Raw genomic sequence first — 20923 nt, 5'->3', positions numbered from 1 at the left:
AACGAGAAATGACAATGGATATCAGAAAAATTAAAAAACTCATCGAACTGGTTGAAGAATCCGGTATTGCCGAACTGGAAATCACCGAGGGCGAAGAGTCTGTTCGAATCCACCGTGGTCCTACTGGTGTTGCCGCACCAATGACTTATAACTATGCAGCGCCTGCTCCAGCACCCGCTGCTGCTCCGGCTCCTGCTGCCGCTCCAGCTGCTGAAGCAGCACCTGCTGTTGAAGCGGGCCCTACTGGCCATCAGGTAAAGTCACCAATGGTTGGTACGTTCTACCGTGCATCTTCTCCAACGGCAAAAGCGTTCGCGGAAGTAGGCCAGTCAGTTAACGTTGGCGACACACTGTGTATCATCGAAGCAATGAAAATGATGAACCAGATCGAAGCTGACAAAGCCGGTGTCATCAAAGCTATTCTGGTAGATAACCAAGAGCCTGTAGAGTTCGATCAGCCACTGTTCATCATCGAATAATCGGGCGGTATCTATGTTAGATAAAGTACTTATTGCTAACCGCGGCGAAATTGCCCTGCGGATTTTGCGTGCCTGTAAAGAGCTAGGCATCAAAACCGTGGCGGTACATTCCACTGCGGACAGAAACTTAAAACACGTATTGCTGGCAGATGAATCAATCTGTATTGGTGGTGCGTCTGCAACTGAAAGTTACCTCAACATTCCGCGCATCATTGCAGCGGCAGAGGTAACCAACTCTATCGCAATCCACCCTGGTTACGGTTTCCTGGCGGAAAACGCAGCGTTTGCTGAAGCGGTCGAGAAAAGCGGTTTTATCTTTGTTGGTCCAAAAGCAGACACCATCAATCTGATGGGTGACAAAGTTTCTGCTATCAACGCCATGAAGAAAGCTGGTGTACCTTGTGTACCAGGTTCTGATGGCCCACTGACTGACGACGAAGAACGCAACAGAGCCATCGCTAAACGTATTGGTTATCCAATTATCGTTAAAGCCGCCGGTGGTGGTGGTGGTCGTGGTATGCGTGTTGTACGTAGCGAAAGCGAACTGATTCAATCTATCGCAACCACACAAGCTGAAGCCGGTGCGGCGTTTGGTAACCCAGTGGTTTACATGGAAAAATTCCTTGAAAACCCACGTCACGTTGAAATTCAGGTACTGTCTGACGGCCAAGGCAACGCGATTCACTTAGGTGAGCGTGACTGTTCGATGCAGCGTCGCCACCAGAAAGTGGTTGAGGAAGCGCCAGCGCCAGGAATCTCTGAGCAGATGCGTAACAAGATTGGTGAGCGCTGCTGTAAAGCTTGTGTTGAAATCGGTTATCGCGGCGCAGGTACGTTCGAGTTCCTGTACGAAAATGGCGAGTTCTACTTCATTGAAATGAACACCCGTATTCAGGTTGAGCACCCGGTTTCAGAAATGATCACCGGCGTAGACTTAATTAAAGAGCAGCTGCGCATTGCAGGCGGTCAACCGCTATCTGTCGATCAGTCTCAGGTACAGGTTCGCGGTCACGCTATCGAATGTCGTATCAACGCTGAAGATCCGGAAACCTTTATTCCAAGTCCGGGCCTGATCAGCACTTTCCACTCACCGGGTGGTCTGGGCGTTCGCTGGGAATCACACATTTACAGCGGCTACACTGTACCGCCGTACTATGATTCAATGATTGGTAAACTGATCACTTACGGTGAAAGCCGTGATGAAGCCATCGCCCGTATGCGCCACGCGCTGGACGAGCTGGTCATCGAAGGGATCAAAACTAACATCCCGCTGCAGCGTCGTATTATGGCTGACGAGAACTTCTGTGCCGGTGGAACGAACATCCACTACCTCGAGAAGAAACTCGGCATGGCATAAGCCTGCTATCTTTTCAAAACACCCGCTTCTGCGGGTGTTTTTGTTTGCGCTTAAGAATTAGCGTTATCAAAGTTATGCACAGAATTATTGCTGACGACGATATTCAGCTGATTTAATATAGCCCCTAAAATAATCATAACAATGAATAGGCCTGCTTTTGGAAACGCTTATTACCCCCTTGTCTGAACTGATAAAAATTGCCGTCGCTCCGGTATTCTTACTCGCCGGTATCGCCGGTTTTCTCAATGTGATGTCTGGACGTTTAGGCCGGATTTCAGACCGGGTACGGGTTGCAGAAAGAAATATCCAAACCTTCGCCGACGCAGAGCGAATACAACGCAACAAGCGCGAGATTCTGGTGCTATGGCGACGTATCAAAGTAATAAACTGGGCTATCGGTTTATGTGTCTCTTCTGGCCTGTTGGTTTGTACCGTCATCATGTCTTTGTTCGCAGGAGAATTATGGCGTTTAAATCTGAACGTCATGGTGATCACGCTATTTATGTTAGCGATGGCATTTCTGGTTAGTGCTCTATTGGTGTTTCTGATTGAAATACGGCTCGCCACCAAGACCATCGACATATTCCGCTCGGTGCGGTCGCTAGACTAGATCACTGCACGTTCCCATCAATAGCACCCGCATTAGCGGGTGTTTTTGGTTTACGCGTTTATTCGCACATATACGTATAGTTTAATATTCCGAAATCTAATTGCATGACAATTACTTACCTATTACCTTGTGCGCCGTCGGAAGTTCGTTGGCGCTGTGAGCAGGAGTGTTTCTGCGCCCAAACTGTCTTTTCCGGCATCAAATGGCATTTGTCTAAGGAGAAGTAACTTTGTCATCTATTTTTAAATACGTTCCGCTTTTACTCGCCCCGTTATCTGCCCCTCTGATCGCTCAGGAAGACCCCGCAAATGATCCTGCAGGTTTTTTAATTGGTGGCGGTGTTTTCACAGCAGTTAACGCAGACTGTACCCAGTGCGAATACTCTGGCGGCTATGGAGAAATCGGCTACGACTTCAATGAAATTGTTGGTATCGAAGCCAAGTTTGCCAGTGGTGATGGCGATGATGACTACGAGGTAAAAGTTAGCTATCTAGGCTTTAACATTGGTCACGATTTTAACACTGACTGGTTCCGGTTCTATGGCAAGGTTGGCTATGGGAAGATTGATGAATCTATCGAGTCTTACCAGTACTACTGTGACTACTACAACTGTTATAGCAGAGAAAGTGAGCTCGAATATTCGGACAACGGCGTAATGGCGGGTTTGGGTGTACGTTTCACACTTTCCGGTAAAGCTTCAGGTTTGTATCTGAAACTCGAATCCTCTGTTGTCTCTGTGCAAAATGATTCTGCATCCGTGGCCTTTATGGGTGGCTTGGGCTACCGTTTCTGATAGCTGACGCACAAACGTAAATACCACCTTTGGAGACCCGGTACATGCCGGGTCTTTTGCTATCTATTCAACTTAACTCCACACCCGCCCCGAAGATCGGTTCAGCTACCGAAACCCAGTTGTATCCTGTTCACTACTTTCACAGTATAAATTTGCGAACAGGAGAACTTACATGCGAAGAATTTTTCTTTTAAGTCTGATGTTACTCACGGGCGGGTGCGAAGTGGATCACCGGCATTACGTTCGTTCACCACAGAAAACCCCGATCGCTACTGGTATGGTGCGAAGCCAGAAAAGGTATTGTCGGTAACGGGTGAAAAGGCAGCTAAATTGCTACCCGACGTGGAAGCCGCCATCGCCCGCTATCCTTATGCCAATGAATACACACTGTTTCCTGGCCCCAACAGCAATACTTTTCCTGCTTGGGTAGGTTTACAAGTTCCTGAATTGGAGCTGGATATGCCGTTTAATGCTATTGGCTCAGGCTACGCCGATTGAACCATCCTAATACTCGGATAGCGGTTATTGTGATCATTCGTAAAAAGCGATTTCAACAATCACTTTTTCTACATTTTCAGACCAAGTGGTCAGGTATATTATGAATACACTCAAGAGGTAGCTAGCCTACTTTGCATCTCTCCCGATGACCTTGAATCTTTCAAAGCTGCACTCTGTGGCTTGTGTGTTTCCTACATTGGAGTCCTCCTCCATTACGTTCCTTTCAGGCCAGCCGGATGCTGGCCTCTTTTTTATCTTTTGAATTCCATTTTTTTGTATCGAAGATGCGTTCGTTAATGTGCTTTACCAGAAGCGCTTAAATATCCGAAAGAAAAAAGCCCGCCGGAGGGGGCGGGCAAAGCAAGAACGCGTAAGCACTTTCAACAGTGCGTACTTTTTACTGTAGAAGAATAAGAGGCAGTTCAATTTCTAACATTAAGGTTTTTTTAGTCAACCTGCTGCGACATCACTAACAATTCTGCCGCAGCTCTGGCATCCGAAAGCGCGCGGTGATGTTGCTCCATTTTCACTTCGAAATGTTTAGTGAGGTTTGCCAACGAATAAGACGGTAACCCAGGAAACGCCTTTCGCGACTCTCTCACTGTACACAGTTTCGGTCGTCGGAACGGGCGCTCAAGACGGGCAAATTCCTGCTTGATAAAGCCATAATCAAAATTCACATTATGGGCCACAAACACGCAGTCCTGAGTAAATTCGTCAATGGCATCGGCAACCTCGGCAAATACAGGCGCATCCACCACCATGTTATTACTGATGCCGGTGAGCCGGGTAATATTGGAGGGAATGTGGCGCTGCGGATTAATCAGGCTTTGCCATTCGTCCACCACTTCACCATTCACTATTTTCACGATGCCAACTTCGGTTATGCGATGATACTGACTGTGTCCACCGGTGGTTTCAATATCAACCACCGCGTAAGGTTGCTGCGGATCGCGATACCAGCTGACCTGCGTGATCTGCACTTCAAAGCCAGCCTGCTGCAGTTTTTGGATACTTACCAGCTGATTGCGCCGCAGTTGATCACCAGGCGCTTTAATCTCTTCGAACCGCAATAAGCCGTTTTCCAGCACCATAATGTCGGGGAAGCCATCGCGTAAGCTGTTAAAGTCTTCGGCCATCATTTTAATCACCTGAAGCACTTGCTCAATAGGTGCATGTGCAAGCAACCCTTTGATGGGATCGAGCACCTTCGTGCCCCACAAAAATAAGCTATTGGCTTTGCCATAATGGGCTGCCGCCATGGCTGCAATATGTTTCATCAGGGCCGCAGCATTGTCTACTTTGGCTAGCAGCGCATCGATGTCAGTGCGAAAGGTGGCGTAAAAAGCATTGTTTTTCAGGCTTTGCGGGCGACGATCGAACTCGGTAACCGGCGCATCCTTTTCAAACAAAATAGGCCAGAAGGTGAGCGCAAATAAGCTCCTCCACAGCCGGTTTTCCGTGCGCCACGCCTCAATATTATGGCGTTTGTACCAAGCTATCACGCCTTGCTCTACGGCCTGGTTTTGGCTTTCATCCAGTTGCAGTGTGCGCGAGGCATTACGCAGCATGTCGGTAACCACGCTGGTGCGCTTTTTATGGTATTTGCGCTGATAGAAATCTTCTGCAAAGGCGAGCAGGGTATCGGAGGCAGGAGAGTCGATGATGCCTTCCAGCTGTGCTTTCACCTCGTCTTTTCGGCCCTCTTTGTAGGCTTCACGTAGCCATTTTTCTTTTGCAGCATCCCCCGGCGCTTTTTCCAGAAATTTCAGCGCAGCATGGCGGTCAATGCTCAATAGCTTTGACCCCAATTTGGTGTGATAGCGTTCGGCATAAACCTGGGAAATGGTGGAAAATGTTTCGGGCTGCGGCTTTGCGCCCAGTGCTAACAGCTCATTATTGTTAAGAAAATCGAATTCTTCGGCACCGCTGGCATAATGAAAGGCCGCCAGCGCATCTTCCGGTATATCAAATCGCGCCTGATCAGACACCGCCTGCTGTCGGGTTCGCATAATGCCCAAATCGCGCATGGAAAACTGGTTCAGCCGCCCTTTGTTGTTGCCAAAATACAAAAATAGCAGGTAGCGCATGGCACTATCAAAACGACAGAACAGTAAATGCTCCACCGACAATGACGACGGCCAACCCTGTGTTTCAACGACATCAAACAGTAAGGTCATCAGCTCTGCTTTTTTTGCCGACACTACGAATCCGGAAACGCCCAGATCCCGCAGACACTGCAGCACATCGGCTTTGGTCAGCATACCGGCCATTTCCCACACTGGGGCTTCAGATAACGGGCCAAACCAGCCGCTGGTAATTAACGCATCGAGTTGCACCTGTGGCTGGTTTATTTCTTCGTAATAGAAGTGTTCGCGATTGATGATGGCGTATTTTCGGTTTGCAGCACGGGCAATAATGCACTGTTGTGGCTCTGGTAACGCTTCAAAATCAGCAATAAACCTGCGACTTTTTTCATCCAGCAAAGCCGCGCTGGCTCCAGAGAAGAAAGCCAGAAATTCACTAAAATGATCGAGGTAGTATTTTTCAGGTAACGTCTTGCGCATTTTTCACACCAACACTGTACACCCAACCAAGTGTATATTTATACAGAAGTGACGATCAAGCCGATTTTCATTAAATCCGTAAGCCGAGGTGTTTCGTAACCACTCAACATCACACAAAGATAAGAGAGTACATGATGAGTCTTGCCACACCGATGACGTTTCACTGCCCTTACTGTATGGAACCGAACGAAGTAGAGATTGATGAACTGAATGATATTGATGTTATGCAGGTGCTGGATTGTCAGGTATGCTGCCAACCCATTGAGATGACAGTAACAGGCGAGAGTGGCAACCTGTCCGTTCAGGTTGAACAGGAAAATGCCTGAGTAGGATGAGTACAATGCAGCATTATACGTGTGACGATTTAGAGCAGGCCGACAAAGCCTTTCGTACTAACTTTGTGAACTGCTTGTCGGGTTACAAAAGTGCCAATCTGGTTGGCACTACCGATGGTAAAACGCACAACCTGGCGATTGTCAGCTCAGCCTTTCACGTGGGCGCCCATCCTCCTCTAATGGGCATTTTGTTCCGCCCAGATTCAGTATCCCGTCATAGTTTGGAAAATCTGACTGAAGCCGGTGAATATACGCTGAATGCCGTATCAGCAGACTGGACAGACAAAGCGCACCAAACCGCTGCGCGATACGACAAAGCCATGAGTGAATTTGACGCTGTAGGCCTCACGCCCGAGTTTATCGAACCGTTCCCGGCTCCTTTCGTGCAGGAAAGCCCCCTGAAAATTGGCTTGTCGGTGGAAGAGGTTACCCATCTACACTGCAATAAAACGATTCTGGTCGTTGGCCGGGTTCAGCACGTCATGGTTCACCCAGAGGCGGTTGGAGCAGATGGGCAAATTGCGCTGGATGCGCTAGGCCTTGCCTGCGTGAGCGGACTGGATACTTATCACCAGCCACAAAAAATCGCCCGTTATGCTTACGCTAAACCCGACCGGCCACTTACGCGAATTGATTAGGCTATTCGGCTTCACCGGGTCATCGATGTTGGCGTGAAGAACATTTAATCTGCCGCAAATTTACTATGGAACCGATTGGCAGATGCTAAGATCTAACGTATAACAATGGCAACAAAGCCTGCGTTATGCAGTTTTTTTTATTTTTCATCGTGTAAGCTTGTTGTGAAGCAAAGCTTATCGGAGTTCACTATGAGTAATGCAGACAGGCGTAAATTTTTAAAAATGTCTGGCGGCGCATTGATAGGGTTAACCTTCAGTGGCGTTGCACTGAGAGCGAATGCACAGGAAAAAGTGTCGCCGTCCGATGCGGATGCGAAAGCCCTCGAATACGCAGAAACGTCGCCAGTAGAAGGCAGCACCTGCAGCAATTGCATGTACATCGATGGCGCTGAAGGCGATGCGTACCGCCCTTGCAAAGCCTTTGCTGGCCGTTTGGTTAACAGCAATGGCTACTGCAAAATTTGGGTGAAGCTACCAGGCTGATAGCTTTGTGGTGACCTCTTTTAGTATGTCGGCCTCAGCGGGCAATTGCCCGCTGTAGTAAACCGCCTGGCATGAGCCACATCCAACACACGCGCACAAAACCGGGGAGATAGGTGTAAAACAGTGACACCATTACCGCGGCAACATGCATTAGTCCGCACCACACCACCAGCCCGATTTCCATTTCCCATCCCGCAATGGCAGGCCAGGTAGCAACAAGTAGAAAACTACTACCCAGCACCTGGAAAATGATTTTACCGTAGACGATTTCATCAAGATCCTTGCCAGTAACGGCATTAAAGTGCTTTGTATTCGCCATGGAAAAATGCATAAACCCTATGCAGCAAAGCACTAAACACAATAGGGTCATCATGCTGGTTGCTCCGTTTTGGTTCTTCCGCGAGGACGCACTGGTTTCATATTGTCGGCGTCGGGCTTACGATTCGCCGCAGCCGATCTTCGCTTTGGTTTACCACCGTTTTTCAGTTTTACTACGGCATACCAGCACAAAATACCAATAAGAATACAGGCAATATCAAACACCATTCTCAACGCGTCGGGCACACCAACAGGTGACGTAACCACATCCAGAACCGGCAGCAATGAGAACAGTGCCGCTGCTGCGGCCGTTTGCCATAGCCAACCCATCCGATCTCTTCGCAATAAACCGGCAATAACACAAGCTAACCAGGCTATAAAAAAGACCCGCACTTCCCAATCACTTCGCATCGCCATATCGGCAGGGATCAACCTGTTCGACCAGAAGTAAGCGCCGGTGGCAACCATCAAACCCGCAATTGCACCAATATTGGTGCCTCTAACCAACTCAAACCCTTTCAGGCCCATTTGTTTCTTAGCCCGTTTCTCGACCCACAAAATTGAGCCAGTGCCCACCATAAGCGTGCCGAGAATACCGGCAAAGAAAAGCAACCAGCGGGTGACTGAGTCGGCGAACCGTGCTTGATGCAACATGTCCATGTAGTTGTAAACGGCCTGCGTGGTATTCGGCGCGGTGCTTGCCGGGTCTTCGCTAATCAAAGCGCCTGAAGCATTATAAACCAGACCGCTGTTTCCGCCTCGCCCTGCCGACAACTCAACACGGTTCGCACCAGATACGGTAAACGTTGTGTTCTCGGTACCCGGGTTTTTAATGGTAATACGGTCTACCGGTACGCCCCAATGCGCAGACGCTTTTGCCATGATAGTGGCTAATAGTGCGGAATGATTAATATGCGGGGCGATAGGCTCGGCGTTAACAACCTCGGCCGGTCTGCCGCCACGCTCCTGCGGCCCGCTGCCTCCTGGGGGTCCACCGTGGCCGCCACCATTACCATTCCAGGGAAGCAAAGTGCCGCCGAGGAGCAGTAGCCCTGAGAAGGTAATCATTAAATGGAAAGGCAAGGCTAATACCGAGGCCAGCACGTGCCCGTCTATCCATGACAGCAGTTTTTTCTTCGGCCGGAACATGAAAAAGTCAGCGAATATTTTGCGGTGCATAATGACCCCACTGACAATACCAATGAGCATCATCATGCTGACGATACCAACCAGCGTTTCTCCTAGCCAACGGGGCATAGCATAAAGCTCGAAGTGAAAGCGATAAAGAAAGTTGCCGCCTGCAGTGTCACGGGGTGCGAGGTCTTCGCCGGTAGACGCATCTAACTGAGAACGTTGGGCAAAGAGCTGCTCCCGACCACGCTCATTACCGTAGCGCCAACTCACGCTCACGGTTTCTGAGCGTTCCGTGGGTAAAGAGATACTCCACTCTTTAGCGTCTGGTGCCTTGTTCAGCAAATATTGATAGCCGACCTCTGCACTGTTTTCAGACGGTGTCGACACGTGAAGTTCTGGCTGCATCCAATGGGTTATTTCTGCCCGGAAAAATGCCAGTGTGCCGGTAAAGAAAATAGCAAACAGGATCCAACCTGCAGTAATGCTACTCCAGGTGTGTAACCAGGTCATTGACTGACGAAGAGAACCTTTCATTCAGAAATTCCTTTTATGAAAATACGCCAGACCAAACGAGTGCCCAGGCCACAGCATTGGTTGCAAGCCCTGTAACAAGCACCTTTTGAAGGTCGTTTATCGCGAAAATCCAAATGATGTAAACCGTATAAACGAGGAAAAACACCATTCTTATAAAAGCCACTTCTTGCCTGTCTGACATTTCATTCATGGCGGCAAACAACAAACTGATCGCCGTAGACGCGGCGTAACCGCCTGCCACCGCAATCACTACCCGTAGGGTGATTGCTGTGGCTGGTGAAGCATTCCATGTATTCATAAGTGTTTTCATCTACGAAGCATTCTTCACAATGTTTTCAAGCGACTGAATATTGCTTAGTAAGTCATTTCGCCCCGGATTCGATTTGTAGACCTGCCTTAGCAGACCTAACGCATCGTTATATTGCTTCTGATTAATCGCAACCTGTGCCCGACCTAGCATTGCCCGCTCTTTATAAGCTGGTAGTGCTTCTGCTCGCAGGTAATACATTTTGGCGTTTTCATCTTTATTCTGCTTTCGCAGCAAGGCGGCCAATGTCATTAGCGCATCGCCATTCGCCGGAGAGGACTTAATCGCCGACAGCAGATAGTCCTGAGCTTTGCTAGTCTGGTTATTGGATATCGCCAGATTTGCTTTCATCACATTTAGCGATGCCACATTTTCGCTGCTTAGACGTTTGCTGTTTTTATCCAGTGTGGTCACTAATCCCGACAGGTTATTCCAATCCTGACTTGCGGCCAACCAGTTGGCGATATCCAGCATGGTTTGCGCACCATCATTGTTACTTGCCAACAGTGTTGCAGCGTTATCAGAAAGGAGATCAACAGCACGGTTAGGACTACCAGACTTAACGTGTAGTTTTGCCAGTGTGGTAAGGTTATCCGGACGTTTTTCGCCAAGGGTCAACGCTGTTTCAAGACTACTGATGGCGGTTAAGTCATCCTGCCCCTTCATGGCAATCTGGCTACGTTGCAGCCACAAACGGGGGCTGTCTGGCTTTTCGTTCAGCATTTCGCTAACCAGTGCCGATGCTTGTGGAAGGGCATCGCTGGCGATTAGTGCGAACAATAGTCCTTGTGCCCACTGACCATTCGCTGGCTCCAGCATCATTGCATTCTGATAGGCGCCGATGGCGCTGCGTGGCTTTTCAAGTTGCAGGTTCAGGTAACCCAACTGTCCATACACCTGACTGTCGGTAACCCCCAACTCTATGGCTTTTACCACGTGGTCCCGGGCTTTGGGGTAATTCTCTTCCAGCATGTAAATCATGCTCAAGCCGCGGTGGGACGTCGCTGACGCCGCATCTTCTGTCAGCGCCAGTTCGAAGTGTTTCTTCGCATCACTGTTACGTTTCACGCTTAAGAAAACCTGCCCCATCATTTCATGCAGGGTTGCGCTCACGTTTTCATGTTCCTGCTGGTAGGTGTCGTAAGCCTGAATCACGCCTTTGTAATCCTGCTTTTGTAACAGCGGCTGAACATCATTGAAGAACTTACCTTCATCGCGATTCACCCGGCCGCTATGATGAGCACCTTTGCTCTGGCGATAGCTAAACGACCAGTCTGGTTCGTCTAGCGTGACCTGCACATCAGCCTGCGCCTGCGAGAAACTGCCAATCAATAAAGCGCTGCAGATCGCTCGTTTAAAAGAGAGGGTTGTGTTCATTATGCTTCAATCTCCACAGGCCAGATAAACCGAGCCCTTACTGCTTCATCGGCCTTATGCGGGGCGGTAAACTTACTGCCTTTAACAAATCGCTGAATTTCTCGGTTTAATTCGTGATGGGGGTTGTCGACAATACTGATGAGGGTCACGTCGCCTTTTTCATCAATCATCACATCCAGCTTCACCACTACACGCTCTACGCCCCGTCGCTTAAGCTGCTTTGGAAAACGAATTTTCACCGGCGTTAACAGTGTTGGGCGGCCATCAAGCTCACTTAAACCGTAGGCATCCCAATCAACCTCGGGCGCACTCCAGTCTGGTTGCGCCATTGCCACGTCAGGACGTTCCGGCTTATCGATTTCGATTTCAGGATCAACCTTAATATCTGCCATCGACACCGGTGCACCGGCCCCTTCAACCTGCATGTTCACATCGGCTTGTTCGGTAACCTGCTGACTCTGAGGCGGTGGAGGGGGCGGCGGTTGAGCAATGGCAATATCCATTTTGCGTATCTCAAGCTCAGGCCCACTGACGTCGTTTAAGTAGTACCCCAAGGTGAGCACACCCAGCGATACTGCCATCACGCCGCCACTCAATAAAAATGCTGAAAGTTGATTTTTCATGACTCCCTCACAGTTTGGCGGTGGCGATATTCACATCCACGGCACCGGCCATTTTCGCGGCATCAATCACTTCGACCAGCAGGTCGGTAGATACCGTTTTGTCCACTTGCAACACAACCGGACGTTCATCCTGAACCAACAATTGCTCCACCGTACCCCGCACGCCAGCAACGCCAATATTGGTGCTGTCGTACATCACTTCGCCGTTACTGGTAATTGCGATGAGAATAGACATCTGATCAAGCTTCTGCGCTGATATGGCCTGTGGCTTGTCCACTTCGACCCCGGTTTCTTTCACAAACACCGTCGAAACAATGAAGAAAATCAGCAGAATAAACACCACATCCAACAGCGGTGACATATCAATGGATTGCATTGGCTGGGCTTCCAGCTTGCGTTTTAAACGACTAGCCATGATTCACCTCGCCTTCCTCAATATCCTGCAAATGTCCTTTCACATAAGACAGACACAACCATCCGGGGATCGCCATGACCAATCCCAGCTGAGTAGTGAATAAAGCATCGGCAATACCCGCCGACACGATTTGACTGTCTGCACCATCGGTCATCATGCCGGTGAAGCTGCCTTGCAGGCCCATGATCGTGCCCAGTAGTCCCATCAGCGGCAGTGCCCCCACCAGCACCGACGGTGTCATAAGCGGGTTGCTATCTTTCTTCTGCACGTCCTTGTCGAAGCGGGTGAGATACAGCATCCAGATTTGCTGAAACGCAAACCAACCCACTGCCACCATTGCCCAGCACAACGGATTACCCGTGAACAGTTCCATCATCAGCCGGCTCCTGCGGGATGGGCTGATCCCATCAGTTCGCCATTATCATCCTGCTTATTAGCAGGTAAATCGTGGGTATCTTCGCCTTCATCGCCGCTTAAGATAAGGGCGAAGTTTTCCAGTTCGTTGTAATACTGACGCGCCTTGCGGCTAAGCAGCGCATTCATGATTAATGCAGGAATGGCCACAATCAGACCCAGCTCTGTGGTAACCAGTGCTTTAGCGATACCGCCGGAAATGACTTCCGGGTCGCTGGAACCAAACGATGTCATCATGCGGAAGGTTTCAATCATACCGCTTACCGTACCAAGCAAACCTAACAGTGGTGCAACGGCCGCGGTTACTGCCACGGCATTGATCCATTTATCTAAAGTTTGTCTGTCTTGCTGAAGTTGCACAAACAGTTGATCGTCCCGTTCACGGAACGTGGTTGCCTGCTCAGCAATGGACAACAGATTTGCCTGCATGCCTTTGAACTGGGCGCGTGCTGCGCCACCGGTTTGCAGGAGTTTGTCGAGCATAGCCTGAGAGCGTACCGGAATAACTTTAGGCAGACGCACCAGTTGTACTACTTTGAATAAGCCAATAACCGTAGCAATAAGTGCAAATAGTAAAATTGGCACAACCCAGATCCCGCCTTTTACCACATGTTCAATTACGCCTTCATTGGCAGATTCACGGGTAAGTGCCCGCCCCAGAGTCGGGTCGAGTACCACGGTACTGGCTTCGTCGAGCATGCTAGACGCCAGTCCAGACGGCAACATCCCTTTGGTTTGCAAACGGCCAGAAACCGATTCCGCCAAACCCACGGTGCCGTTATTTTTAAACCAGGTTACCGGTCCAACGGCCAGCGAAGGCACATCAGCCAGTTCACCGTTTGCCATCACCAGGGTACGGTTAGTCCATTCTGGTAAGGTGGCGGTTTTAACCGCGGCATCCGACACTGCTGCCATCTTATCGGCCGTGTTCATGGCGTTAACGTCGGTAAAGCTCAACCCCTGCTGCTGCAAGAAACGGTTGAGCAGGTTTTGTTGATACGTTTGCTGTTCTTTCCATTCGCCAAGGCGCTCTTCCAGTTTTTGCAAGCTAAGCGTTTTTTCATCGGCGAGGCGACGGGCCACTGCAGTTTTGTCACGCAGCGACATCACGTCTTTTTCCAATTGACTCAACGTAGACGAAAGGGAAACGCGCTCCTTCACGATGCGATTCTCCGCATTACTCAGGCTACGCTTCGCGCTTTCAATCTTATTCAGCATATCTTGTTGCTGTCCGTTAGCTCCGAAAGACAGGGCTACCAACAAGCTCAGGCAGAGTAATAAATGCTTCTTCATGTTAGCGACCTCCGCCTGTGGTACCTGCGCCGCCAAACGGAAGCGGCAGGGAAATAAATTCGGGTTGCTGGCGACGTTCGAACACGGCTACCGCTCTGGCAATGGCTTGACCATCAGCATCGCCGCCGAAGTGCCATTCCCACTTACCGTTTTCCGGATAACCAGAGCCTGCAATGCTGCCATCGTTATTCGCAAACCAGGCGAGTTGTGAGCCAAGATAGAGCTGCTTGACGACGACCTCTTTACCGTCTGGTGTTGTTAACACGTCTTCGTTTACGGTGAGTTTGCTGTCGAACTGTTCCAGTCTGGACAACTTAGCCAGCGCAACCTGTAAAATCTGTGAAGGGTTGTCAGAACTGTCGCCTTCTAAAGCGGCATCTTCTTTGTCCCAGTTAAAACGTAAAGGGGGAGGCAGATTTTCGTACAAGCTATTCACCCGTCCAACCAGCGCATTCAGTGCACCAGTCACGTCTGCTTGCTGACTTTCCAGCGCATTTTGTTCCGCCAGGAGTTCGTTTCTGCGCGCATCAACATCATCTTGCGAGTCATTACTCGTCGCCAATATTTTCTGCAATTGCGCTTTTTCAGCTTTCAATAAATCGATACGCTGACGAACAATCGGTTCCTGCTCTTGCCAGTCCATCACCAATTTCCGTTCCTGACTCTCGATTTGTAACCATTCTCGCGTCAGGTTATCGAGCTCATCAGTCACGGCAGCCTGAGTACTTCCTGCCAGCATGAGTGATGCCAGCATCATGGTGAGCTTATGCTTTTTCAGCATTGTCAGGCCTCCCTTTTCCGTTGTCATAAATCTCCGTCCCAAAAGGCAAAAACCGGCAACACGGAAGCGTGTTGCCGGTGGGTTCTATCAGAAATGATAAGTTGCCGATACCAGGAAGTTGCGGCCTGGTTCGTTGTAGGTGTTAGCACCTGCATTGGTCTGCGTGCCTTCACGCAGAATGGTCTTATCAAACAGATTTTTTACCGTGAAGGTAAAATCAATGTTTTTGTAGCTGTAAACACTGTTTAAGTTCACGATGGTATAAGCCTCGCGAGGCTCAGGGTTCTCTATAACGGCACCACTGGTGGTGCTGGCCGTTGGGCTTTCCGTTTCGCCATAATGTTGTGCACTGGCAACCAGTTCCCAGTCTTCCGATACCGACCAGGCAATCTGGGTGTTAATGGTGTAATCAGGCACAATAGAAAGCGGTTGTCCGGTTTCCTTGTCTTCAGATTCCAGCATGACAGTGGCGTTGGTAGACCACTCAATGTCATCGGTGATCGGAATTAGTAAGCTACCTTCCAGACCTTCGATAACCGCTTCCGGGGTGTTGTACCACTGGAAAATTTGCACGTAAGTGTCGGCGTTACCGCCATCTAGTACATAAATTGGCGCCGTATTACCGGTTACGATTTTATTTTTATAATCGTTGTGGAAATAGGTTAAACCTGCGCTGATCCCGTTGTCAGTACCGACATAGTTAACACCGATTTCTTTGTTAACCGACGTTTCATGTTCCAGATCCGGGTTACCTAGAATCGAACAACCACTACCCTGACTTGGGTAATCAACCGGACAGCCGTTACCACGCGTGGTGTACACATAGTTCGGGTTGGTCTGATACAGGTTAGGCGCTTTGAAGGCTCGGCTGATGCCCGCCTGGAACGACACTTCCGACGTTGACTGCCAGCTCATGTTCAAGCTAGGCGAAACATTGCTGCCCGCTTCACTGTGATGGTCAAAACGAACCCCTGGGGTTAGCATCACATCTTCGGTCAGCATGATGTTGTCTTCAACGTACACGCCGTATAGCTCTGCACTTGAATGCGGGTCGCGATCTTCAGTGGCGATATCTGTGCCATCAATCACTACACCGTCAGCCACGTTGATGCCTGCTTGCAAAGAAGAAGGATCGTTCATTCTTTCACCGCGGAATTCTGCACCTACCGTCATGGTTTGTGACTTGCCAAACAATTCCAGCGGAATATTCCACTCCGATTTGGCGGTCAGGTTACGCAGCATGATAGTAACTGTTTCACCGGTTTCAGTGTTAAAGCGGCCTTCCGTGCCACCGGCCAGGCCTTCGCTCAGGCGGGTGTTGTCTGTTTCTTCAAACTGGATATAGGAGAATGAGTCACCGAAATTAAAATCCCCACGGTGTGTACCAGAAATGGTTTTTCTTCTCATCACATTGGTTTCCTGACCAATGTATAGCTGACTTTGTGCGTTATCTACGCCCTGGAAGGCATTATCACCGGCATATTCGTTGCCCTGACGGCTATAGGCGGCTTCCAGTTCCCAGGTATTAATGTCGTCCTGGTCGAAGCGCAGCAAGGTACGAAAGTCGATATTCTCGACACCTTCAGCGCCTGCAGCAGTGTTACTGCCTTCAACAGTAGCGTCACGGTTCAATTCAGGAGAATCGCCTTCCTGTTTGTTGTAGTTCAGAATAGTACGGTGAGAAAAACGTTCTGACAGTGGGCCACTTAAAATCACATCGGCGCGTTTGTTGCCGCCTTCCAGTGAGTTTTCTGGGATCTCAGCTTGCACCGTCACACTACCACCGGCCACATCAGGCTTTTTGGTAATGATGTTAATTACACCACCAGATGCACCAGAACCATATCGGGCAGCAGCGGGACCACGAATTACTTCGATGCTTTCAATCGCTTCGGGTGGTACCCAGTTACTGTCACCACGGGTATTACGCTCGCCAGAGCGGCCCATTTTCACCGCATTACGTGAAAGCACAGGCTTGCCGTCGATCAGAATAAGGGTGTTTTCCGGGCCCATACCACGGATATCAATTTGACGGTTGTTGCCGTACTGACCCGTACTGGAGTTACCTGTCAGGTTAATACCAGGCATGGTTTTGATAAGCTCCGACACATCGTTTGACACCGGACGGCGCTTGAAATCTTCTTCAGTAATAACAGAAACACCCTGAGCCTGTTTCAGCTCTTCAGAGGCCGCTTGGACAACCGTTGTGTCCAGAGTTTCTATATCGTCAGTTTGTGCCAACACATTGGCAGATAATCCGGGGAAAAGTGCAGTGAGTAAAATGATCTTACCTAAATCAGGCATTTTATGTTCCTTGAAACGCTGAGTTACTCAATTGAGTGATGAAACGGTACGAAGTAATAGAAGAGGATATGGCCACACCTTTCTTAGTCTTTAGTATTAAACCACATATAATGATGAGAATCATTATCATTTACATTAATTTTTACTAAAGTTTCTGTAAAGATAATTTGAACAATAATTGGTCAGACAAGAGGGGGAAACGGTTTAGAAGATATGCGCGTAGGAGGCGGCAAGGACAGTGCGCAGATGCTCGCGGGTGAGTTCAGTATATTCGCCGCTCTCGTGCAGTGCCTGTAATCCTTCGTTAAATGCCCGACGAAGTTCAGGATCAGGGATAGCCGCCCGATAGGGACTACTCTCGAAAAGAAAGTGATAATCAACCTCCTTTTGCTGATCTTCTGGCAAGGTGCTACGGATATGCTCAAAAATCCGATAGTCCATTACAATCGCATCGACGCTCCCTAATAACAGCATACTCACCTGACGAGACTGATCGGCCACTTCGAGATACCCTGAGTGGTTAGCAACAACATCGGAAAATGCCTTCCCCAATGCCTGGGACGCCGTTTGAAAACCAATGACAGTCATGTCTTTAAGGGCATCCAGAGAGCCAACGATTTCCTTTCGGTCACGCCGGGTTATCACCACATTCTGGTACACCACATAGACATCAGAAAGCCACTCCTTGGGAAGCGCCTGACGTTCATTCATAGACAAGGCAATATCTACCTCTTGCTCGCCAATCAACCTGACAGAGCGCCCCATGGGAACGTAATGCAACCGGGCGTCGCGACCTGAAAGGGCAAGCACCGCTTTTACCAACTCAATTTCAAAGCCGGTATCGCCTTCAGAGATGATATAAGGTGGTTTATCCCAACCGGACACCACATCTACAGGTTTAGCAAACACAGTATAAGATGTGGTTACAACAGTCAGAAGCACCACGAACCTGACCAGATATCGCATACTTACATTCTATAAATAACCTTTTACAACCATAGCAGGTGCCAACAAACATGCTAGTCGCTCAACGTAACTTCTTAGATTGCCGGTTAATTTAGTTTGGATGCCGATAAATCAGTCTGCGGCGGTGCGCAATTCGCACGGAGTTTGCTAAAATGCGCCCTTTACGCTAGCCACATTATCGCTGCTGGCTTTTTAGTTACTGATTAATAAAGAGTTCCCATGTCCTGGATACAACTACGAATCAATTCTGACTCTGAACACGCAGAGCAGATTGGCAACATGCTGAGCGCCAATGGCGCACAGGCCGTTACCTTTGTTGATGCTAAGGACACGCCCATGTACGAGCCTAAACCGGGCGAAACCATGCTGTGGCCAGACACACAGGTTGTGGGACTATTTAATGCAGCCGACGATATGAAAGCCGTTATCAAGCGCCTGGAAAAATCACGGATTTTAGGTAAAGGGTTTAAACACAAGCTCGACCAGCTGGAAGACAAGGACTGGGAACGTGAGTGGATGGATAACTTCCACCCGATGCAATTTGGTAAACGTTTATGGATATGTCCGAGTTGGCGCGATGTGCCTGATCCAGACGCGGTAAATGTGATGCTCGATCCGGGTCTGGCTTTCGGTACCGGTACCCACCCCACCACCGCATTATGTTTGCGCTGGTTAGATGCCTTAGATCTGGAAGGCAAAACGGTGGTAGATTTCGGCTGTGGCTCTGGCATTCTGGCGCTGGCAGCGCTGAAACTGGGCGCGAAGGAAGTGATTGGTATTGATATCGACCCACAGGCCTTACAAGCATCCATGGAAAATGCTCGTCGCAATGGCGTGGAAGATCGCTTAAGCGTGTACCTGCCAGAAGATCAACCTACTCTCGAAGCCGATGTGGTAGTGGCCAATATTCTCAGCGGCCCCCTTATCGAGCTTCAATCTGTGATTACTGGTTACTGCAAAAACGGCGGAAAACTGGTGCTTTCAGGCATTCTTGAAGAACAAATTGAAAAAATTGAAGCTGCCTATCAAAGCCACTTCACCTTAGAGCAAAGCGCTGTTGAGGGTGACTGGGCGCGGGTAAGCGGAACAAGAACTCACTGAAAATATTCATAAAACTTTCAAATCACCGTAAAAAAACCTTAGCCTTTTCGGCGTTTACGCAAAGGTAACGTGTAGTGTTACACGCAAATGTAGCCAGAACTGTCAATAGTCAGGCTACAAATTTTGTGTGATTTTTAGCCTTTTCAAGGCTTGCGAAAACACGTAAACTTAGCGCCCCGTTTTGGCCTGGTGTATAAATTCTGCGCAACAGTTGGCTGTAAAGTATGCGAATCGGACCTCACACACTCCAGAACAATTTGATGCTCGCGCCTATGGCTGGCGTGACTGACAGGCCCTTTCGGCAAATGTGCCGAAGAATGGGGGCAGGGTTAGTTGTATCTGAAATGTTGTCCAGCAACCCGAAGGTCTGGAAGACCGCCAAATCCATGCATCGCATGGACCATAGCGGTGAAGACGGGATTCGCTCGGTACAAATTGCCGGCGCAGATCCTGAGCTGATGGCGCAGGCAGCACAATTTAATGTTGAGAACGGTGCGCAAATCATCGATATCAACATGGGTTGTCCGGCCAAAAAGGTCAATAAAAAATTAGCGGGTTCAGCACTGCTGCAGTATCCCGACCTGGTGGAGCGTATCGTCCGGGCCGTGGTGGATGCAGTGAATGTACCGGTTACCCTGAAGATCAGAACAGGGTGGGACACAGACAATCGCAACGGGGCAGACATTGCCCGTATTGCGGAACAAAACGGCATACAGTCACTAGCAGTTCACGGTAGAACGCGAGCCTGTATGTATCGGGGAAATGCCGAGTACGACACCATTCGTACCATAAAACAGGCAGTGTCGATTCCGGTTATTGCAAACGGCGACATTACTTCTCCGGAAAAAGCACGATTCGTGCTCGACTATACCGGTGCTGACGGTGTAATGATTGGACGCGGGGCGCAAGGTAATCCATGGATTTTTAAGCAAATCCTACATTACCTTGAAACAGGTGAAAACTTACCGCCGCCACCATTGTCAGAGCAACAAGCGGTATTGCACGAACACGTTGTAAATGTACACGCCTTCTACGGTGATGTGATGGGCACACGAATTGCCCGGAAACACGTAGGGTGGTATCTCGCGGAGCACGACAAGGATAATCAGTTTCGCCGAACGTTCAATGGCCTCGAAGAAGCGCACGCGCAACTCGATGCCCTTGAAGATTATTTTCAATCGCTGCACAAGAGAGATAAGCGACAGATCTCTCCTGCAGCATAGTGATGACTAACTAATAGAGCAAGAAAGTATTATGTTCGATCAAAATGTGACTTCTCCTTTTACTACAACAGTAACTACTCCTTCACAAACTCAGGCTCAAAAGCCTCTGCGTGACTCAGTTAAGCAAGCAGTTAATAAATATCTGAAGCAACTGGACAACGCCAACATCGATAACCTGTACGAACTTGTTCTGGCTGAAGTTGAAGCGCCATTACTGGAAGAAGTAATGACCTACACTCGCGGTAACCAGACTCGCGCCGCCATCATGATGGGCATCAACCGTGGCACACTGCGCAAAAAGCTGAAGCAGTACGGCATGAACTAAGATTAAAGGGCTTAGCCCGACTTTAAGAGCACCAAACGGTGCTCTTTT

22 protein-coding genes and 1 pseudogene are annotated in these 20923 nt (G+C 49.2%); 11 read left to right on the top strand and 12 right to left on the bottom strand.

The genetic code is table 11. The annotated features are described in order from the left end of the window. Positions 1-14: 14 nt before the first annotated feature. The 5 genes and pseudogenes from accB to ACXAFQ_RS05695 all read left to right on the top strand — a co-directional run. Entirely contained in the window at positions 15-479 is a 465-nt protein-coding gene (gene accB, locus ACXAFQ_RS05715; protein ID WP_474818725.1) for an acetyl-CoA carboxylase biotin carboxyl carrier protein, read from the top strand. A 13-nt stretch (positions 480-492) separates the two neighbouring features. Continuing rightward, positions 493-1836, top strand: coding sequence for an acetyl-CoA carboxylase biotin carboxylase subunit (accC, locus tag ACXAFQ_RS05710; protein WP_474818724.1), 1344 nt, complete (start codon positions 493-495; stop codon positions 1834-1836). Between the two features lie 157 nt (positions 1837-1993). Next, positions 1994-2446, top strand: a complete 453-nt coding sequence (locus tag ACXAFQ_RS05705; RefSeq protein WP_070126398.1) for a DUF2721 domain-containing protein — start codon at positions 1994-1996, stop codon at positions 2444-2446. A 229-nt stretch (positions 2447-2675) separates the two neighbouring features. Continuing rightward, positions 2676-3239 (top strand): outer membrane beta-barrel protein, encoded by a 564-nt coding sequence (locus ACXAFQ_RS05700; protein WP_474818723.1) that lies wholly within the window; start codon positions 2676-2678, stop codon positions 3237-3239. Positions 3240-3437: 198 nt separating this feature from the next. Continuing rightward, positions 3438-3737: pseudogene (locus tag ACXAFQ_RS05695) on the top strand (DUF3750 domain-containing protein); the annotation flags it as partial. 446 nt (positions 3738-4183) lie between these two features. Here ACXAFQ_RS05695 and ACXAFQ_RS05690 read toward each other — a convergent pair. Then, a complete protein-coding gene (locus ACXAFQ_RS05690; protein ID WP_474818722.1) occupies positions 4184-6304 on the bottom strand; it encodes a 3'-5' exonuclease in 2121 nt (706 codons plus the stop codon). Positions 6305-6435: 131 nt separating this feature from the next. On the opposite strand from ACXAFQ_RS05690, the gene ACXAFQ_RS05685 reads away from it, so the two are divergent. The 3 genes from ACXAFQ_RS05685 (at position 6436) to ACXAFQ_RS05675 (ending at position 7760) form a co-directional block, all read left to right on the top strand. Next, positions 6436-6630: a zinc ribbon domain-containing protein gene (locus tag ACXAFQ_RS05685; protein ID WP_474818721.1), complete on the top strand. Its 195-nt coding sequence runs from the start codon at positions 6436-6438 to the stop codon at positions 6628-6630. Positions 6631-6644: 14 nt separating this feature from the next. Further along, positions 6645-7277, top strand: coding sequence for a flavin reductase family protein (locus tag ACXAFQ_RS05680; RefSeq protein WP_474818720.1), 633 nt, complete (start codon positions 6645-6647; stop codon positions 7275-7277). Between the two features lie 189 nt (positions 7278-7466). Next, positions 7467-7760: a high-potential iron-sulfur protein gene (locus ACXAFQ_RS05675; RefSeq protein WP_474818719.1), complete on the top strand. Its 294-nt coding sequence runs from the start codon at positions 7467-7469 to the stop codon at positions 7758-7760. A 34-nt stretch (positions 7761-7794) separates the two neighbouring features. Here the strand turns inward: ACXAFQ_RS05675 and ACXAFQ_RS05670 are convergent, their stop codons facing one another. The 11 genes from ACXAFQ_RS05670 to ACXAFQ_RS05620 all read right to left on the bottom strand — a co-directional run bounded on the left by ACXAFQ_RS05670 (position 7795) and on the right by ACXAFQ_RS05620 (position 18226). Continuing rightward, on the bottom strand, positions 7795-8133 hold the full coding sequence (locus tag ACXAFQ_RS05670) for a DUF3325 domain-containing protein (protein WP_474818718.1): 339 nt from the start codon (positions 8131-8133) through the stop codon (positions 7795-7797). Then, positions 8130-9746 (bottom strand): PepSY-associated TM helix domain-containing protein, encoded by a 1617-nt coding sequence (locus ACXAFQ_RS05665; protein WP_474818717.1) that lies wholly within the window; start codon positions 9744-9746, stop codon positions 8130-8132. The genes ACXAFQ_RS05670 and ACXAFQ_RS05665 overlap by 4 nt, the downstream gene beginning before the upstream one ends. Positions 9747-9759: 13 nt before the next feature. After that, on the bottom strand, positions 9760-10044 hold the full coding sequence (locus ACXAFQ_RS05660) for a hypothetical protein (RefSeq protein WP_474818716.1): 285 nt from the start codon (positions 10042-10044) through the stop codon (positions 9760-9762). A gap of 12 nt (positions 10045-10056) precedes the next feature. Then, positions 10057-11430, bottom strand: coding sequence for a tetratricopeptide repeat protein (locus tag ACXAFQ_RS05655; protein WP_474818715.1), 1374 nt, complete (start codon positions 11428-11430; stop codon positions 10057-10059). Next, entirely contained in the window at positions 11430-12053 is a 624-nt protein-coding gene (locus ACXAFQ_RS05650; protein WP_474818714.1) for an energy transducer TonB, read from the bottom strand. The genes ACXAFQ_RS05655 and ACXAFQ_RS05650 overlap by 1 nt, the downstream gene beginning before the upstream one ends. A gap of 7 nt (positions 12054-12060) precedes the next feature. After that, positions 12061-12468, bottom strand: a complete 408-nt coding sequence (locus ACXAFQ_RS05645; protein WP_070126390.1) for an ExbD/TolR family protein — start codon at positions 12466-12468, stop codon at positions 12061-12063. Further along, positions 12461-12844: a MotA/TolQ/ExbB proton channel family protein gene (locus ACXAFQ_RS05640; RefSeq protein WP_474818713.1), complete on the bottom strand. Its 384-nt coding sequence runs from the start codon at positions 12842-12844 to the stop codon at positions 12461-12463. The genes ACXAFQ_RS05645 and ACXAFQ_RS05640 overlap by 8 nt, the downstream gene beginning before the upstream one ends. Further along, the gene (locus ACXAFQ_RS05635) at positions 12844-14175 is read right to left on the bottom strand and encodes a MotA/TolQ/ExbB proton channel family protein (RefSeq protein ID WP_474818712.1); all 1332 of its coding nucleotides are present in this window, start codon (positions 14173-14175) and stop codon (positions 12844-12846) included. Before ACXAFQ_RS05635 ends, ACXAFQ_RS05640 begins: the two co-directional genes overlap by 1 nt. Position 14176: 1 nt before the next feature. Beyond that, positions 14177-14983 carry a DUF3450 family protein gene (locus ACXAFQ_RS05630; RefSeq protein ID WP_474818711.1) on the bottom strand — a complete coding sequence of 269 codons (807 nt, stop codon included), beginning with the start codon at positions 14981-14983 and terminating at the stop codon, positions 14177-14179. Positions 14984-15043: 60 nt separating this feature from the next. Next, a complete protein-coding gene (locus tag ACXAFQ_RS05625) occupies positions 15044-17260 on the bottom strand; it encodes a FepA family TonB-dependent siderophore receptor (protein WP_474818710.1) in 2217 nt (738 codons plus the stop codon). 204 nt (positions 17261-17464) lie between these two features. Continuing rightward, positions 17465-18226 carry a substrate-binding periplasmic protein gene (locus tag ACXAFQ_RS05620; protein ID WP_474818709.1) on the bottom strand — a complete coding sequence of 254 codons (762 nt, stop codon included), beginning with the start codon at positions 18224-18226 and terminating at the stop codon, positions 17465-17467. Between the two features lie 219 nt (positions 18227-18445). Here ACXAFQ_RS05620 and prmA point away from each other — a divergent pair, with 219 nt between their 5' ends. From prmA to fis, 3 genes are all read left to right on the top strand, one after another. After that, positions 18446-19327 carry a 50S ribosomal protein L11 methyltransferase gene (gene prmA, locus ACXAFQ_RS05615; protein WP_474818708.1) on the top strand — a complete coding sequence of 294 codons (882 nt, stop codon included), beginning with the start codon at positions 18446-18448 and terminating at the stop codon, positions 19325-19327. 224 nt (positions 19328-19551) lie between these two features. Continuing rightward, entirely contained in the window at positions 19552-20550 is a 999-nt protein-coding gene (dusB, locus tag ACXAFQ_RS05610; protein WP_474818707.1) for a tRNA dihydrouridine synthase DusB, read from the top strand. Positions 20551-20581: 31 nt separating this feature from the next. Further along, positions 20582-20875, top strand: a complete 294-nt coding sequence (gene fis / locus ACXAFQ_RS05605; RefSeq protein ID WP_018982332.1) for a DNA-binding transcriptional regulator Fis — start codon at positions 20582-20584, stop codon at positions 20873-20875. The last annotated feature ends 48 nt before the right edge of the window (positions 20876-20923 follow it).

The sequence above is a fragment of the Alteromonas sp. ABH2_165 genome (assembly GCF_056159945.1).
Note: the sequence above shows the minus strand (reverse complement) of the source record. Positions and strands in the feature narration are given on the sequence as shown.